General features: G+C 35.1%; 11 protein-coding genes and 1 riboswitch. Of the genes, 2 read left to right on the top strand and 9 right to left on the bottom strand.

The window, feature by feature from the left end; genetic code table 11:
- Window positions 1-59 precede the first annotated feature (59 nt).
- From ilvA to thiM, 3 genes are all read right to left on the bottom strand, one after another.
- Window positions 60-1268 carry a threonine ammonia-lyase gene (ilvA, locus tag BTOYO_RS15595; protein WP_000634740.1) on the bottom strand — a complete coding sequence of 403 codons (1209 nt, stop codon included), beginning with the start codon at window positions 1266-1268 and terminating at the stop codon, window positions 60-62.
- Window positions 1269-1376: 108 nt separating this feature from the next.
- On the bottom strand, window positions 1377-2036 hold the full coding sequence (thiE, locus tag BTOYO_RS15590) for a thiamine phosphate synthase (protein ID WP_000984528.1): 660 nt from the start codon (window positions 2034-2036) through the stop codon (window positions 1377-1379).
- A gap of 13 nt (window positions 2037-2049) precedes the next feature.
- The gene (gene thiM / locus BTOYO_RS15585) at window positions 2050-2859 is read right to left on the bottom strand and encodes a hydroxyethylthiazole kinase (RefSeq protein WP_001056100.1); all 810 of its coding nucleotides are present in this window, start codon (window positions 2857-2859) and stop codon (window positions 2050-2052) included.
- A 72-nt stretch (window positions 2860-2931) separates the two neighbouring features.
- A riboswitch (TPP riboswitch) is annotated at window positions 2932-3041 on the bottom strand.
- A gap of 190 nt (window positions 3042-3231) precedes the next feature.
- On the opposite strand from thiM, the gene topB reads away from it, so the two are divergent.
- Window positions 3232-5421: a DNA topoisomerase III gene (gene topB, locus BTOYO_RS15580; RefSeq protein ID WP_000047305.1), complete on the top strand. Its 2190-nt coding sequence runs from the start codon at window positions 3232-3234 to the stop codon at window positions 5419-5421.
- Window positions 5422-5456: 35 nt separating this feature from the next.
- On the opposite strand, the gene BTOYO_RS15575 is transcribed toward topB, so the two are convergent.
- From BTOYO_RS15575 to BTOYO_RS15560, 4 genes are all read right to left on the bottom strand, one after another.
- Window positions 5457-8282, bottom strand: a complete 2826-nt coding sequence (locus BTOYO_RS15575; protein ID WP_000810063.1) for a YhgE/Pip domain-containing protein — start codon at window positions 8280-8282, stop codon at window positions 5457-5459.
- 305 nt (window positions 8283-8587) lie between these two features.
- Window positions 8588-9379: an endonuclease/exonuclease/phosphatase family protein gene (locus BTOYO_RS15570; RefSeq protein WP_000772006.1), complete on the bottom strand. Its 792-nt coding sequence runs from the start codon at window positions 9377-9379 to the stop codon at window positions 8588-8590.
- A 4-nt stretch (window positions 9380-9383) separates the two neighbouring features.
- Complete coding sequence (locus tag BTOYO_RS15565) at window positions 9384-11021, bottom strand: PTS transporter subunit IIBC (protein WP_000705554.1); 1638 nt, start codon at window positions 11019-11021, stop codon at window positions 9384-9386.
- A gap of 206 nt (window positions 11022-11227) precedes the next feature.
- Window positions 11228-12892 (bottom strand): glycoside hydrolase family 13 protein, encoded by a 1665-nt coding sequence (locus BTOYO_RS15560; protein WP_001044715.1) that lies wholly within the window; start codon window positions 12890-12892, stop codon window positions 11228-11230.
- Window positions 12893-13290: 398 nt separating this feature from the next.
- Between BTOYO_RS15560 and BTOYO_RS15555 the strand changes: the two genes are divergently transcribed.
- A complete protein-coding gene (locus BTOYO_RS15555; protein ID WP_000814886.1) occupies window positions 13291-14625 on the top strand; it encodes an FAD-binding oxidoreductase in 1335 nt (444 codons plus the stop codon).
- A 122-nt stretch (window positions 14626-14747) separates the two neighbouring features.
- Here BTOYO_RS15555 and BTOYO_RS15550 read toward each other — a convergent pair whose 3' ends face one another.
- Both BTOYO_RS15550 and BTOYO_RS15545 read right to left on the bottom strand, forming a co-directional pair.
- Window positions 14748-15431 carry a hypothetical protein gene (locus BTOYO_RS15550; protein WP_000251621.1) on the bottom strand — a complete coding sequence of 228 codons (684 nt, stop codon included), beginning with the start codon at window positions 15429-15431 and terminating at the stop codon, window positions 14748-14750.
- Window positions 15432-15588: 157 nt separating this feature from the next.
- On the bottom strand, window positions 15589-16278 hold the full coding sequence (locus BTOYO_RS15545; protein ID WP_001081909.1) for a Crp/Fnr family transcriptional regulator: 690 nt from the start codon (window positions 16276-16278) through the stop codon (window positions 15589-15591).
- Window positions 16279-16282: the final 4 nt, after the last annotated feature.

Here is a 16282-nt window from a genome sequence, read left to right as displayed (position 1 = left end):
CACAAACCTATAAATTAAAAGGGTTTGTGCTTTTTTAATTAAACGTTTGTTTAATTTTTTCAATCAATAACTTCTACAACATACCCTTTCTTTTTTAAACCACTCAATATTTCTTCAATATGATTTCTATCTTTCGTTTCTAATGACAAGTGCAATTGCGCATATCCTGGAAATACCTTTGTACCAATCCGTTCTAAATGTATATTTAATACATTCGCTTCAAAATTTGTTACAATCTCGAGCAAATGATGCAAATAGCCTGGCTTATCTTTAATCATTGTCGCGATGTGAATGAAGCGTCCTGCTTCAACCATTCCATGCTCAATAATACGCGAAATAAAGTTTACATCGACATTTCCACCACTTAGTACGGATACGACCTTTTTTTCTTTTATTGGGACTTTGTGATAAAGCAAAGAAGCTAATGAGCTCGCACCAGACCCTTCAACCAACAATTTGTTCCGTTCAAGAAGCATTAACATCGTTCGTGCAATTTCCATTTCATCTACACAAAACACATCATCCACATAACGTTGTACAAGTTCAAAAGTCAAATCACCTGGCCTTTTAACCGCGATTCCATCCGCCATAGTTGGCGTCGACTCTACTGTTATTACCTTCTTTTCCTCAAGTGACTGTTTCATTCCCGGACAAGCAAGTGTCTGCACCCCATATATTTTCACTGATGGCTTTTGTTCTTTAATTGCCATCGCAACTCCTGCAATTAATCCTCCACCTCCAATAGGACAAATAACAGCCTCTACCTCTTCCAGCTGTTGTAATATTTCCAGACCGACTGTACCTTGACCAGCAATTACTGCTTCATCATCAAATGGATGTACAAATTTCGCTCCTGTCTTCTCTTTTAAATCTAGTGCATAAGCTAATGCATCATCAAATACATCACCTTGTAATTCTACATGTGCACCGTACTTTTTTGTCGCAAGTACCTTACTTAACGGAGCACCTTTTGGCATCACAATCGTACAAGGAATACTAAGCATATTACTAGAATAAGCGACTCCTTGCGCATGATTTCCAGCAGATGCCGCAACAACACCATTTTCTAAATCACCTTTCTCAAGAGAAACCATTTTATTATAAGAACCACGTACTTTAAAAGAGCCTGTCTTTTGTAAATTCTCCAGCTTTAAATACACTTCATTCTGTGATAACTCACTAAATGTACTTGAATAATCTAATGGGGTCATATGTACAATGCCCTTCATTTTCTCATAAGCAGCTATAATATCCTGAAATACAATCATGCCTTCGCCTCCGAAACAATATATGTTTATACATACTAGTTTAGGCGGCATATTTTGTTTTATACGACAAAAGACCACGTAGTATTTTCATACTACATGGTCTTTTATCTACAAACACTTATTTACTTCCCCAGCTAATCGCTTCGTACTTTCATACGCAGAATCCGCTAGACTAATTGCAGAAATAACTGAAACACCATCCGCACCCGCTTCTATAACGGCAGCAGTATTTTCAATTGTAATCCCACCGATACCAACAATCGGCACTGTAATTCCTTGTTCTCTAAAATGAGCTAAACCTTTCGTTCCTTGAACAGCTTTCGTATCTTTTTTCGTACTCGTTGGGAAAATAGGGCCAACTCCTAAATAATCAGCTCCGTTTTCAATCGCCCATTTTGCTTCTTCAATTGTATGTGTAGATACACCGATAATTTTATCTCCCATCTTTTCACGAACAGATGCAATCCCTTCATCATCTTGTCCTACATGAACACCATCTGCATCTAATTCAACGGCCAATTCTACATCATCATTTACAATGAAAGGAACACCATATTCCTTGCAAAGCGCCTGCAATTTCTTTGCAAAACGCACTCTATCCTCTCCAGTTAAAGTCCCTTCTCCCTTTTCACGAAATTGAAAAAGTGTCACTCCACCGTCTAACGCTTCTTTCAATATAGCTAACGGATCCTTCATGCAATTATTGCTTCCCATAATAAAATACACTTGTAATAGGTTAGACATTTTCTTGGTTTCAATGCGCATCATGTGTTTCATCCCCTTACTCTAACTCCTCAATCTTCCCATACTTCTCAACATCACCGGAAGTTGTATTCGCTAATTGATTTAAAAATTCAATTTGGAAACTACCAGGCCCTTTTTCTACCGTCTTAGCAGCTGCTAGTTCCGCAGCTACACCATAAAATGTTACTGCTGCTACTGCTGCCTTTACATAATCTTTTTCTACCGCAATAAATGCTCCTATTACAGAAGTTAGTAAACAACCCGTTCCAGTAACCTTTGTTAAAATAGAGTGACCGTTTCGAATAAGAATCGTTCGCTCTCCATCTGTAACGACATCTTCTTTTCCAGTAATGACCGCAACTGTATTCAATTCCTCTGCTGTCTGTTTTGCAATATTTACAACATTGCCATTTCCAGTACCAGCATCTACCCCTTTAATTTCCCATCTCTCATTAATAACGTTAGCTACTTCAGCTGCATTCCCACGAATTATCGCTAGATCTATTTCAGCTGGAATATGTCTCGCAACTTCTGTTCGATACGATGTTGCTCCTGCGCCAACAGGATCAAACAATACTGGTACATCATTCGTATTAGCCGACTTACCAGCAAGTAACATCGCTTCTACTTCCTCGGGACGAAGTGTTCCCATATTTAATACTAACGCTCCCGCAATGCTAGCCATTTCTGCTACTTCTTCTTTTGCATACGCCATTACAGGCGATGCCCCTAGTGCTAACAAACCGTTCGCTGTAAAGTTTGTTACAACAACATTTGTAATATTATGAACGAGCGGATTAGATTCCCTCACTAAATCCACTACTTTACTAATTTCTTTCATATTCATCCTTTTCATCTCCTAACTATAATGATGGGAGATACACAAAAAGGCACTTTGCGCGTATGCAAAGTGCCTGAACATGTGCTTTTACACTCTCCCTACGCTGGCATTATCCAACAGGTTCAAATGGTCAATGACGGATTAGTCATACTCTCAGTTTGCATCCACAAACTCCCATGTGTTTCTTATTCATCTACTTCAAAGTCTACTCTTATTCTAGTAAAATAACAAGTTCTTTACTTTTCCGTATAAAGTGAAACTTTAATCAGTGGGAGTTTTGTTCATTCCACTAAAACAGCTCAAACCTCGAGCGAAACTGAATCTCAAGAAAATGTATGCTATATTTAACTTATGGAAATTTGAAAGGATGTTTTTAATATGTCAAAAAGCGTTGTAATCGCTGAAAAACCTTCCGTTGCGCGAGATATTGCTCGTGTACTGAAGTGTGATAAAAAAGGAAACGGTTATCTTGAAGGTAGTAAATATATTGTAACTTGGGCTTTAGGTCATCTCGTTACATTAGCAGATCCAGAAAGCTATGATGTGAAATATAAAAAGTGGAATTTAGAAGACTTACCGATGCTACCGGAGCGTTTGAAATTAACGGTTATTAAACAAACTGGTAAACAGTTTAATGCTGTGAAAAGCCAGCTACTTAGAAAAGATGTAAATGAAATTATTGTCGCTACAGACGCAGGTCGTGAAGGCGAATTAGTCGCACGCTGGATTATCGATAAAGTTAAGTTGAATAAACCAATTAAACGTTTATGGATTTCTTCTGTAACCGATAAAGCAATTAAAGATGGTTTTGCAAATTTAAAACCAGGTAAGGCATATGACAATTTATACGCTTCAGCAGTTGCGCGTTCAGAAGCTGACTGGTATATCGGCCTTAACGCGACTCGAGCTTTAACAACTCGCTTTAACGCTCAACTAAATTGTGGTCGTGTACAAACACCTACTGTTGCTATGATCGCTAGTCGTGAAGATGAAATAAAAAACTTCAAAGCTCAAACTTACTACGGTATCGAAGCTCAAACAACTGATAAGTTAAAACTAACTTGGCAAGATGCAAACGGTAATAGCCGTAGTTTTAATAAAGAAAAAATTGATGGTATTGTAAAAAATCTAGATAAACAAAATGCCACTGTTGTGGAAATTGATAAAAAACAGAAGAAGTCATTCTCTCCTGGTCTTTACGATTTAACTGAATTACAACGTGATGCAAATAAAAAGTTTGGTTACTCTGCTAAAGAAACATTAAACATTATGCAGAAATTATATGAACAACATAAAGTGTTAACGTATCCTCGTACAGATTCACGCTACATTTCATCTGATATCGTTGGAACACTTCCAGAACGTCTAAAAGCGTGCGGTGTCGGGGAATATCGTCCGTTAGCACATAAAGTACTACAAAAGCCAATTAAGCCTAATAAATCATTTGTTGATGATAGTAAAGTAAGCGATCATCACGCAATTATTCCAACAGAAGGATACGTTAACTTCTCATCCTTTACAGATAAAGAGCGTAAAATTTATGATTTAGTTGTGAAACGTTTCTTAGCTGTTTTATTCCCTGCATTCGAATACGAGCAACTAACGTTACGCACAAAAGTTGGTAATGAAACATTCATTGCACGCGGAAAAACGGTTTTACACGCTGGTTGGAAAGAAGTATACGAAAATCGCTTTGAAGACGATGATGTAACTGATGACGTAAAAGAGCAGCTTCTACCTCACATTGAAAAAGGTGATACATTAGCTGTAAAGTTAATTATGCAAACATCAGGTCAAACAAAGCCTCCTGCACGATTTAATGAAGCGACTTTACTTTCAGCAATGGAGAATCCTACAAAATATATGGATACGCAAAATAAACAACTTGCTGATACGTTAAAATCGACTGGTGGATTAGGCACTGTAGCGACACGTGCAGATATTATCGACAAACTCTTCAATTCATTTTTACTTGAAAAGCGTGGTAAAGATATTCACATTACATCAAAAGGCCGTCAGTTACTTGATTTAGTACCAGAAGAGTTAAAATCTCCTACACTAACTGGTGAATGGGAACAAAAACTTGAGGCTATCGCAAAGGGTAAACTGAAAAAAGAAGTCTTCATTTCTGAAATGAAGAACTATACGAAAGAAATTGTTTCTGAAATTAAATCAAGTGATAAAAAATATAAACATGACAACATTTCAACGAAGTCTTGTCCAGACTGTGGTAAACCAATGCTAGAAGTAAACGGCAAAAAAGGAAAAATGCTCGTTTGCCAAGACCGTGAATGTGGTCATCGTAAAAATGTATCTCGTACAACAAACGCTCGTTGTCCACAATGTAAGAAGAAACTAGAACTACGTGGTGAGGGTGAAGGTCAAATCTTTGCATGTAAATGTGGCTATCGCGAAAAATTATCGACATTCCAGGAGCGACGTAAAAAAGACTCTGGAAACAAAGCTGATAAGCGTGACGTTCAAAAATATATGAAACAACAGAACAAAGAAGAAGAACCATTAAATAACCCGTTCGCAGAAGCATTAAAGAAATTAAAATTTGATTAAACAAAAAGGTTCCTACCGGAGGTAGGAACCTTTTTTTAGTGAATGATTTTACTTCCTTTTGCATTCTCAACGAATTTTTCACTTGATTTATTAATTGGTGTTTTCAGTAATAATGCAGCAACAATCATAACTACTACGAAAGCACTTAGTACAAGTAAATCTCTCGTTACGATATCCCAAAGCATTCCACCCACTGTTTCACGAATTGCACTAATTGCATACGTGAATGGTAAGAACGGATAAAGTGCTTGGAAGAACGCCGGTGTCATTTGAATTGGGAATGTTCCGCCCGACCCTGCTACTTGCAGTACAAGTAAAATGATCGCCATCGATTTCCCAACGTTTCCGAAAATAGAAACGAGTGAGTATACGATACAAACGAAGACTCCACCAATAAATAAACTAAATAACACAAACCAGAATTTATCGACTACGTACGTACCGAGTAAGAATATATCTCCCATTGATACGATAAACGCTTGTGAAAGACCTATCGTTAAGAATGTTAATAAACGTCCGAAGTAAACTTCATGGCTCTTATAATTTGCGCCCTCTTCATGTACTTCTACTGTTAATAATGAAACCATTAATAATGCGCCTACCCATAATGCAAGCACTGTATAGAATGGTGACATCGCTGAACCGTAGTTCGGCATCGCAAATAATTTATTCTCTTTTAAATTTACTGGATTTGCAAAGTAATCACTTTGCTTTTCAACATCATTTTTCAATAGGCGTATGATGTCTTTTAAATCTTCTTCAGATTCAAAATCACGAATTTTATCTGCTAATTCTTTAATCTTTTTCTCAGTCTCCGGCATTTCGGCTTTAATGTCTGCTAATTTCTTTCTACCGTCTACTAAGCCTTTTGATGAATCTTCTAGTAATTTTTTAACATCTGGAAGCTTTTTGTCTGCTTCGCTTAAAATTTGAGTTGTGTTTTTAGACATACGTTTCGTACGTTCAATTGCTGTATTAAAGTTTGGAACGATTTCTGAATCATATGTTGCTAAGAAATCTCCTAATTGAGCTGAGGCATTTTTAGTTGCTTCATTAATACTTTCTACAACCTCTTTTGTAGGCTTCTGTCCATTGTTAATTAATGTAGTTGCCTTATTTGTTGCATCTATACCTTTTTGAACAGCATTTTGTGCTTTATTCAATTTTGCAATTCCATTATTAAGGTTTTTGTCACTATTTACATCTGCTAATACCTTATTTGTGCTTTCTAGAACCGGAATCGCATCACCAATTAGATTCTTAGTAGCTTGTAATTGACCATTTAAATCGTTTAAATATACTTTTGTGCTATCTAATCCATTAACACCTCTATTATTTACGTCTGCTATAATACCTTCAAAAGTATTTTTTGCCTTATCATATTCATTTTTCACAGTATCGTATGCTCCATTTGCATCAGCTTTCGCTTGATCAACTGTGCTAACTGCTTTTTTATAATCTGCTACAAATGTTTCATTATAATCTTTTTCCGCTTGATCAATTAATCCATTTGCTGCATCTAATTTTTGATTTGCTGCATCTGTTACATCTTTCTTTACTTCTTGTCCTGTACCAATAACATTTACAATATCTTTAATACCGTTGTTTGCATTTTCCATACCGCTTTTCAGCTTAGTTAAGCGATCCACTCGCCCTTGGAAAAAGCTTTGACCAAAATCAGTCGTAGCCGATTTTTGAAGTTCAGTAAATACATTAATAAGGTATGCAACACTATCTGTACGACCTTGAAGATTTTCAGAAACCGCATTAAGATCTTGCTTTGCCTTTTCTGGATCAAACTGACCATTTTGCAATCCGTTTACAACACTTTTCCCGTATGTTGTTCCTGCACGTGCCGAGTTCAAAACATTATTCACTGTTTGATTAATATTTCTTGCAATATTTTTATAACCTTCATCATTCAACTTTGAAAGGTCCGGACGCGCTGGAAACTCAGGTAATCCCTTCATACCAGAAAGGTCTATCCCTGGATTCATTAAAAAGTTCGTAAACGTATTTGCTTTGTCCATTACATCTTTAGCCGTTGTTAAATGATTTCGTATCGTCCCAGGAGCATTTTGCAATGTTTGATCGTTGTTTGCAAAGAACTTATCTAAATTCCCTAACGCTTCTTGCCCATCATTAATAACACTTTCTACAACCGGTAACTCTTTTTGTGCTACTTTCACAACATCTTCTGCTCGAGTCGCATCATCTAACGCCTTATCCATAAGTGTATTCATTTCTGGGAACTGCGCTTCTAACTTAAATACAAGATCTTTTACTTTCTCGATGCTTGGTAAGTTTGTTTCTAAATCGATTCCAAGGTCATTGAAAATTTTAAAAATCTCACCGTTTGCTGTTTTAACAAAGTTTTTACTAATTTCTTCTGTAATACCTGATGCACCTTTTGCTGTAATTTTCGGTGCAATCGCATTTACTTTTTCATTCACATAGTAATCCAGTTCTGGTTTCTTTGGATTTTCATCCAGAACAGTTGCAATTTTTTCAGAGAAGTCTTTCGGAATCGTAATGCTCGCATAATAATCCCCACGCTCAACTCCGTAAATTGCTTGTTTTTCATCTACAAATTTCCAGCCAAGATTTTTGTTTTTCTTAAGAGAATCTACAATCTCGTCCCCGATATTGATATCTTTCCCTCTTAAATTAGAGCCTGCATCTTGGTTAGAAACTGCAATGGGAACTTCTTTTGTATTTCCATATGGATCCCAAGAAGCTTTAATGTTAAACCATGCATATAACGATGGTAAAATCATTAACCCTAAAACAATAACAATTGCAGCCCAATGTTTAGCTACATTCCGTAAATCTGTCTTATAAATACGCCAAATTTGTTTCATAGAAGTTATCACCTAATTATATATTTTTCCTTCTTTAGAAAATGATACATACATTTTGCAATTATATCACTTTCTACATCGTGGATTAAACGAAAACACACTATTTTTTCCATTAAATATTTCACTTACTTCATTATATAACGAAGTAAAAAAAGTATGCATACAAAATGACCAAATTAGTTTTACATTCAATAATAACAAATATATAGGAAATGTCATAAAAAATACAAGTATTTTCTCTTGGAAATACTTGTATTCCTAAAAAAAATCCTCACAGCTTTTATTACCTGTGAGGATTTCTTCTATTATATATCTAATTGAACCTCTACACCGAAATGATCTGAAATTACATTTCGGTTTGTACCATTAAAAATAACTTTTGAAGAACGAACTCTTTTACTTTGGTTACACACTATTAAATCGATTCGCAAATTATGTTTATTTTCATCCCAACCAGCAATCTCGCCTTGGACAGTTGTTCCTTCATCCTTCTCTATCGCTAGTTCGTATGTGTCGTACAAACCTTTTTGCATCAAATATTCATAACCTTCACCCTGCAAACGAGCATTATTATTAAAATCCCCCATTAAGAAGGAAAGCTCATTGCTATCTACACGCTCCATCAAACGATCGACTTGACCTTGGAATGATTCTTCTTCATCATTCCACCAACCTAGATGGCAAGAATAAAACGTTATATCCTTACCATTATAAGCAATTGTTGCACTTACAATTTTACGTGTTTTCCAATACGTTGTATCTTTATTTTCTGATATAAAGAACGTATCTTCTTTTATAATAGTATGCTTTGTTATAATCGCTAATCCTTCTTCGTACACATCATAACCAATATGAGAGAAATCCCAAGTAATATTGTAATCTTTTACATGTAACGCTTTTAACTCTTCTAATAGTAAAAGTCCAAAATTATCTTTTTTCTTGTTACCGCATACATTTTCAGCTTGTATCGACTGACTGACTTCTTGCAATGCGATGACATCGTATTCTTCTTCTTGAATGACTTTAGCAAGATATTTTATCTTTTCCATTTGATTCTCTTCTTGCCAAGAGTGACAGTTTAAAGTTAGCAATTTCATATTATTACGCACCTAACATATCTTGAATGTCTGACTTTAATACGTCAGCTTTCGGACCATATACTGCTTGTACACCTTTATCTTTTACGATTAGTCCTAAAGCACCATTTTGTTTCCACTGCGCTTCTGGTGCAACAACATCTAAATCTTTTACTGTTACACGTAAACGCGTCATACAAGCATCTACGTCAGCAATATTTTCTTTTCCACCTAATAAATCAATAACTTTTGTTGCTAATGAACCATCTTGTACATTTCCTGTTCCTTCTGATGACTCATCTTCATTATCAATATAGTTACCTGCACGTCCTGGTGTTGGTAAATTGAACTTTTTAATTAAGAAATTGAATAATGTAAAGTTAAGACCGAAGAATACTAATGAAACGATAACGAAATTGATTAAATCTCTTGTTAGTCCTGCATTAACCATCATCGGTGTACGAGTAATTAACTCAATAAATCCAAATGCGTGAACACGTAAGTTGATTAAATCTGCTAATGCAAATGCAAGTCCTGTTGTAATAGCATATACAACATATAGTACTGGTGCAATAAACATGAACATGAATTCAATTGGTTCTGTTACACCTGTTAAAAATACTGCTAATGCTGCTGATAAGAACATTGGTTTATATTTTGCACGTTTTTCTTTATCAACATTACGGAACATCGCAAAAGCAATTCCCATTAACGCTGCTGTTGAGCCGATAACTTGTCCAGCTTTGAAACGAGCTGGTACAACGTTATTTAATAAATCGTTATATGCTTTCGTATCTCCACTTGCTAATAAATTATTTAAGTCTGTAATCCATGCAAGCCATAATGGATCTTGTCCTGCTACAATTTGTCCAACTTTTGAGCCAGTTAACATCGTATATGTTCCGCCTAGCTCTGTGTAATTCATCGGAATCGTTAACATATGATGTAATCCGAATGGTAATAATAAACGTTCTAACGTTCCATATACAAATGGCGCAACAACTGGCGCACTATCTTTAGATGCTGCAATCCAGCGACCAAATTCATTTAATCCACTTTGGATAAATGGCCATAAAAGTGATAATACAATCGCAGTGACTGTAGACCAAACAATTACAACGAATGGTACGAATCGTTTTCCATTAAAGAATGCTAATGCCTGTGGCAGTTTATTATAGTTATAGTATTTGTTATATAAAGTAGCTCCTAAGAAACCTGTGATAATACCTACGAAAACTCCCATGTTTAATGCTGGTGCACCAAGTACAGAAGTAAAGTAATCTTTTACAACTAAATCTCCTGCTAATACTGAAGAAACTGTCGCTTTTGAATCCGCTAACATTTGAGCGTTTACGCCAAATATTGCTCCTGTAATTCGATTTGTTAAGACGAATGCTAATAGTGCTGCAAATGCACCACCTGCGCGATCCTTCGCCCAAGATCCCCCAATTGCTACTGCAAATAAAATGTGTAAATTTGTAATAATTGCCCAACCGATGTCTTCCATTACACGAGCAATAGTATGAACTGCGTTAATATCCCCAGCAGACATTCCAATTAGCTTACCGATGGAAATCATTAAACCAGCTGCTGGCATTACAGCTACAACAACTAATAATGCTTTCCCGAACTTTTGCCAAAAATCAAAAGACGTAATTTTCATCTGTTCTTCCTCCCCTTTATTTATAACAACATAATGATTTAAATTATAATTTCTGTTTCTCTTATGAAAACGATTCCTCATATTGCTTTATCTTTTTTTGTTACGCAACCGTTTTCATAAATCTATTTTAATAAAAGCGTTTTCACATTGCAATAGAAATTTATTTTTTTTCATAAAAAAAGATGCTCAAGGAGCATCCTTTTTTATTATGAAATGCGATAAACCCTTGTTTCATAAGGTTTTAACGTGATTGTAGTTAATTGTTCATGTTCCGCAACTTCATAGTTATTTAAAAGCAAACGTTTGCGTTCTAGTGCGAATAAAGGCTCATTATACACAGCTTCCTCTTTTGAGATATTACTAATTACAATGACTTTTTCATCCTGTAACGTACGTGTATATGCATAAATTTGTGGATCGTCCTCTAAAAGTAAATCGTACGTACCATAATTCAATACATCGTGCTCTTTTTTCAAGGCAATCATTGTCTTATAGAAATTGAAAATAGACTTTTCGTCATTTTTTTGCTTTTCAACATTAATTTCTTCGTAATTTGGATTCATGCCAAACCAAGGTGCATTTGTTGTGAAACCAGCATTCATCTCATCGTTCCACTGCATAGGTGTACGTGAATTATCACGGCAAGAGGCCCATATAATTTCCATCATATCTTGATGTGATACGCCTTCTGCAATTTTCTCTCGATATAAATTTTTAATTGCTACATCATCGTAATCTTCAATATTTGGTAACTGAACATTTGTCATACCAATTTCTTGTCCTTGATAAATAAACGGTGTACCGTGCATAAAGAAATACATCGCTCCTAGAGCTGTTGCACTTTCACGCCAATATTGTTTATCATCTCCCCACGTTGAAACGATACGTGGCTTATCGTGATTCTCGATATATAAAGCATTCCATCCTTTATTCTCTAATCCTTTTTGCCATTTCGTTAATACCTTTTTCAATCCTACAACATCAAGGTCTTTCTTCTTTTCTGCATCCCATAAGCTTAAATGTTCAAACTGGAATACCATATTGAATTTACCTTGCTCTTCTCCAACCCAAAGCTCAGCATCTTCAATCTTAACGCCATTCGCTTCACCAACAGTCATAATATCGTACTTAGAAAATGTATTTTCTTTTAACTCTTCTAATAAAGGTTGAATACCATCCACATTCATATGTTTATCAAAAGATGGTACATATTTTAATCCTTTTGGATTTGGCATATCGTTGAAGCCATCTTCTTTTTTAATATGGCTAATTGCATCAACACGGAAACCATCAATTCCCTTATCAAGCCACCAATTAACTGTATCGTATAACACTTCACGAACTTCTTTATTCTCCCAGTTTAAATCTGGTTGTTTACGTGAGAATAAATGTAAATAATATTGTTCTGTTACTTCATCATATTCCCATGCCGAACCATTAAAAATACTTTCCCAGTTGTTTGGTTCCGCACCATCTTTACCATCATGCCAAATGTACCAATCACGCTTCGGATTGTCTTTAGATGAACGAGATTCAATAAACCATGGATGTTCATCACTTGTATGATTAATAACTAAATCAATAATAAGCTTCATGTCACGCTTATGAACTTCATCTAATAAAGCATCAAAATCCGCCATTGTACCAAACTCATCCATAATATCTTGATAATCACTAATATCATAACCATTATCATCATTGGGAGACTTATACATTGGACAAATCCAAATTACATCTATACCTAAATCTTTTAAATAATCCAGCTTTGCAATAATACCTTGTAAATCTCCAATACCATCACCATTTGAATCCATAAAGCTTCGTGGATAAATTTGATAAGCAACTGCTTCTTTCCACCATGTCTTATTCATAGTCATTCTCTCCTTTTGCATCCCATCGGAATTTTATGCAAACGTTTTCGTAACACTATCATAACAAAATATGAATAGTTTGCAACTGTTTTCATTGAACTCTATGTAGATTCCTTATTCTTATGCTTTATCCCGCTATTGGCCGGGCAGTAAGAACCCCACCTCAAAATTCAGCGAAAGTAAAGAAGTTCGGTGGGGATCGGGCTGCCCGTTAAAGTCCGATTGGTGAAGGCTAATAATCAGTGGGGGAGGAACAAAACTCCCACTGATTAAAGTTTCACTTTATTTATTTCTCGCAAAGGTAAATCTCATTCCTTACCTGCTCTTGTCCACGCACGTTACATACGCTTTTCATATATTAATAAAAAGCACTGCTTATTTTAGAAAGGAGTGATAAATTGAAACAAACAAAATTAACAGGTCGTATCGTTGTTCCCTCAGATCCTGACTATGACGTAGCCCGAATGAATTTAAATTTAAGTATTCCAAAACTCCCTTGTATTATTGTTTTTTGCCAAAATAAAAATGATGTGTGTAATGCCTTAAAATGGGCACGTGAACGTCATATACCATTTCGCTTAAGAAGCGGACGTCATAGCTATGAAAATTTTTCTCTTTTAAATAGAGGACTTATTATTGATGTGAGTGAAATGCATCGCATTACTGTTAATACAAATAAATTAACAGTAACAATTGAAGCTGGTGCAAATCTTGGCACGGTTTATAAAGAGCTTTGGAATTATGGTGTTACAATACCGGCTGGTACAAGTGCAAGTGTTGGAATTGTTGGATTAACACTTGGTGGTGGTATCGGTATGCTTTCACGCTTATTTGGATTAACATGTGATCAATTAGTAGAAGTTGAAATGGTACAAGCATGCGGTAAATTGAGCGCAAAAATCATTCGTGCAAACGAACAAGAAAACCCTAACTTGTTTTGGGCGTGCCGCGGCGGTGGTGGTGGAAACTTCGGAATTGTTACTTCTTTAACTTTTCGAGTACATCCTATAAAAAATGTATCAATCTTCTCCATCACATGGGAATGGGAAGATTTTATCGCTGCATTTCAAGCTTGGCAAAACTGGGCGCCTTATATAGACGAACGTCTCACTTCATCAATTGAATTATTCGCAAAGCGACAAAATAAAGTTGAGGCACAAGGTGAGTTTGTTGGCTCTCCCTCTGAACTCCATTCCTTATTATCACCTCTTCTTGAAACTGGTACCCCCTCTCTCTTTATAGATGAAGTTCCTTATATAAAGGCTATTGAATTTTTTAACAGTGGCAACATCCCTGAAAACTTCAAGCGCTCCGGTTCCTACGTATATAAACCTATCCCTCTTAAAGGCATTCAGATTATGCAATATTTTCTTTCTCATGCACCAAATAAAGATGCGAGTATTTGGCACCAATCGCTCGTAGGTGCTGTGGAAAATATTTCGCCTACTGAAACAGCTTATTTCCATCGCAAAGCAATTATTGCGCAAGAATACATTACCTCTTGGAAATGCGATGATGAAGAAAATCGAAATATACGCTGGGTTAAAGATTTAAGAGAAAACTTAGATCCTTATACGCTAGGTGATTATGTCAATTGGCCCGATATCGACATTAAAAATTGGCAAACTAGTTACTATGGTTCTAACTTTCAAAGATTACGTAAAGTGAAAACCATATATGATCCTTGCAATGTTTTTCGTTTTCAACAAAGTATCCCACCCTTTCATACGTAAAAAAGGGGATAAAATAAAAAATCATCCAATATGCCGTTACCTCGCAGCATGTTGGATGATTCAAGTTGATTTTCTATATCGTTTCAAATTATTGCTCCTACTCATAACCTTTCAATTACGGATTAATTGTATTTCTCATCATTTTTATGCAATGAATGTAATTTTATATTTGGTACTTTATCTTTCTCAATACCGGTATTATAAGCAACAGGAATTTGAAATTCGAATTGCTTTGTCTCATGTTTTTGTAAATAGACTGGTTTCGGTACTGGATAACTTTTGGAAGTCTCTGTTGCATTATCATATAAAACAATTTTTAATGCTTGTGAATGATTACGATAATTTTTTAAAGTAACAATGCACTTTTGTTCAATATCCCCCCCATTTTTCTCCATTCTACATTGACTATCTTCTTTTTTATATTCTATCGCCTCTACCCCTGTTTTTCCTGCGTAGTACCATGTTTTATTCAATGTCTGGAGGATGTTATTTAGCATAAAAGGCATCATTAAAATCAAAATACTAATGCCTACTACTTTTATCTTATTCATTGTTCTAAATGTACTAGCTTTCTTTTTTACTAACCATTTTACAAATAATATAAATGCTATTACATGTAGTATGAAAGAAACGATTACTATATTTGAGACTTTATAATCCATATAAGTATATGTATATACCGGAACATTAAAGAAATTGAATAGTTTTTCCCCAATTAATTCATTATCGTTTGGAATTTTTAATAATAACAAAACCCCTATACTGTAACAAATAGCTACTAATCGATCATACTCAATTCGGACCATTCTTTCTCTCCTTCCCCTTACTTTTTTATTATCGATTTTAGCTATTATTACCATGCTATACAATCTTTTTATAGAGGATAACGTAAAAAAGCTCCTTATAAATATATAAAGAACTTTATTAATATACAGTATGAATTAGAAAATCCATATGCAATTTTCACATAGAGATTTCCTCAAAATATGTTGGATTATGTATTGTAATTTTTTTATCCAGAATTGTAACAATACTATCGTTTTTTAATTGTTTTAATACGCCGCTAACCGTCTCTCGAGACGTACCAGATATTTTCGATATTTCAATTGTTGTAAGTGGGCATGAAATTACAATCGTTTCGCCACTCTGTTCTCCTAAATCTTGCATTAAATAATTTAATGTTTGAATGACTCGATCTTGTGCATTAGGAATTGTAATGTTTTGCACTCGATTTTCGTTTAGTTTTAATATTGATGATAATTGCTGAACAACGTACATTAATTGCGTCCTACTAGATTTCACCATATCTTCAAAAATTACTGTCGGAATATAATATACCTCTACATCTGTCATCGCTTCTGCCGTATAGTTATATCCTCTGTCTGTAAACATACCACCATAAGGAAAAATAGAATACCGCTTTACATAGTCATCATATAATAAATTTCCACTTTGATTTACCCGCTCTAACTTTACAAAACCATCTAACATGAAGTAAATTCTTTCTCTTGAATCCCCTTCTAAAAATAAAAATTGACCCTTTTTATAAGTTCGCCAATAGACAAACTCCGTCAAACCTTTCAATTTCTTTTCTGTTAAATGAGCAAATAATTCAAATTGCTTTAAATCTTTAACTACGTTCCGTCTATTCATAAGA

The organism is Bacillus toyonensis BCT-7112, assembly GCF_000496285.1.
Lineage (GTDB): Bacteria > Bacillota > Bacilli > Bacillales > Bacillaceae_G > Bacillus_A > Bacillus_A toyonensis.
This window is presented reverse-complemented; position numbering and strand designations above follow the sequence as displayed.

Coding starts and splice junctions, on each gene's coding strand:
- BTOYO_RS15560 (WP_001044715.1), bottom strand. CDS start 12,892: ATGAATAAGACATGGTGGAAAGAAGCAGTTGCTTATCAAATTTATCCA.
- BTOYO_RS15575 (WP_000810063.1), bottom strand. CDS start 8,282: ATGAAACAAATTTGGCGTATTTATAAGACAGATTTACGGAATGTAGCT.
- thiM (WP_001056100.1), bottom strand. CDS start 2,859: ATGAATATGAAAGAAATTAGTAAAGTAGTGGATTTAGTGAGGGAATCT.
- BTOYO_RS15545 (WP_001081909.1), bottom strand. CDS start 16,278: ATGAATAGACGGAACGTAGTTAAAGATTTAAAGCAATTTGAATTATTT.
- BTOYO_RS15565 (WP_000705554.1), bottom strand. CDS start 11,021: ATGAAAATTACGTCTTTTGATTTTTGGCAAAAGTTCGGGAAAGCATTA.
- thiE (WP_000984528.1), bottom strand. CDS start 2,036: ATGATGCGCATTGAAACCAAGAAAATGTCTAACCTATTACAAGTGTAT.
- BTOYO_RS15570 (WP_000772006.1), bottom strand. CDS start 9,379: ATGAAATTGCTAACTTTAAACTGTCACTCTTGGCAAGAAGAGAATCAA.
- ilvA (WP_000634740.1), bottom strand. CDS start 1,268: ATGATTGTATTTCAGGATATTATAGCTGCTTATGAGAAAATGAAGGGC.
- topB (WP_000047305.1), top strand. CDS start 3,232: ATGTCAAAAAGCGTTGTAATCGCTGAAAAACCTTCCGTTGCGCGAGAT.
- BTOYO_RS15550 (WP_000251621.1), bottom strand. CDS start 15,431: ATGGTCCGAATTGAGTATGATCGATTAGTAGCTATTTGTTACAGTATA.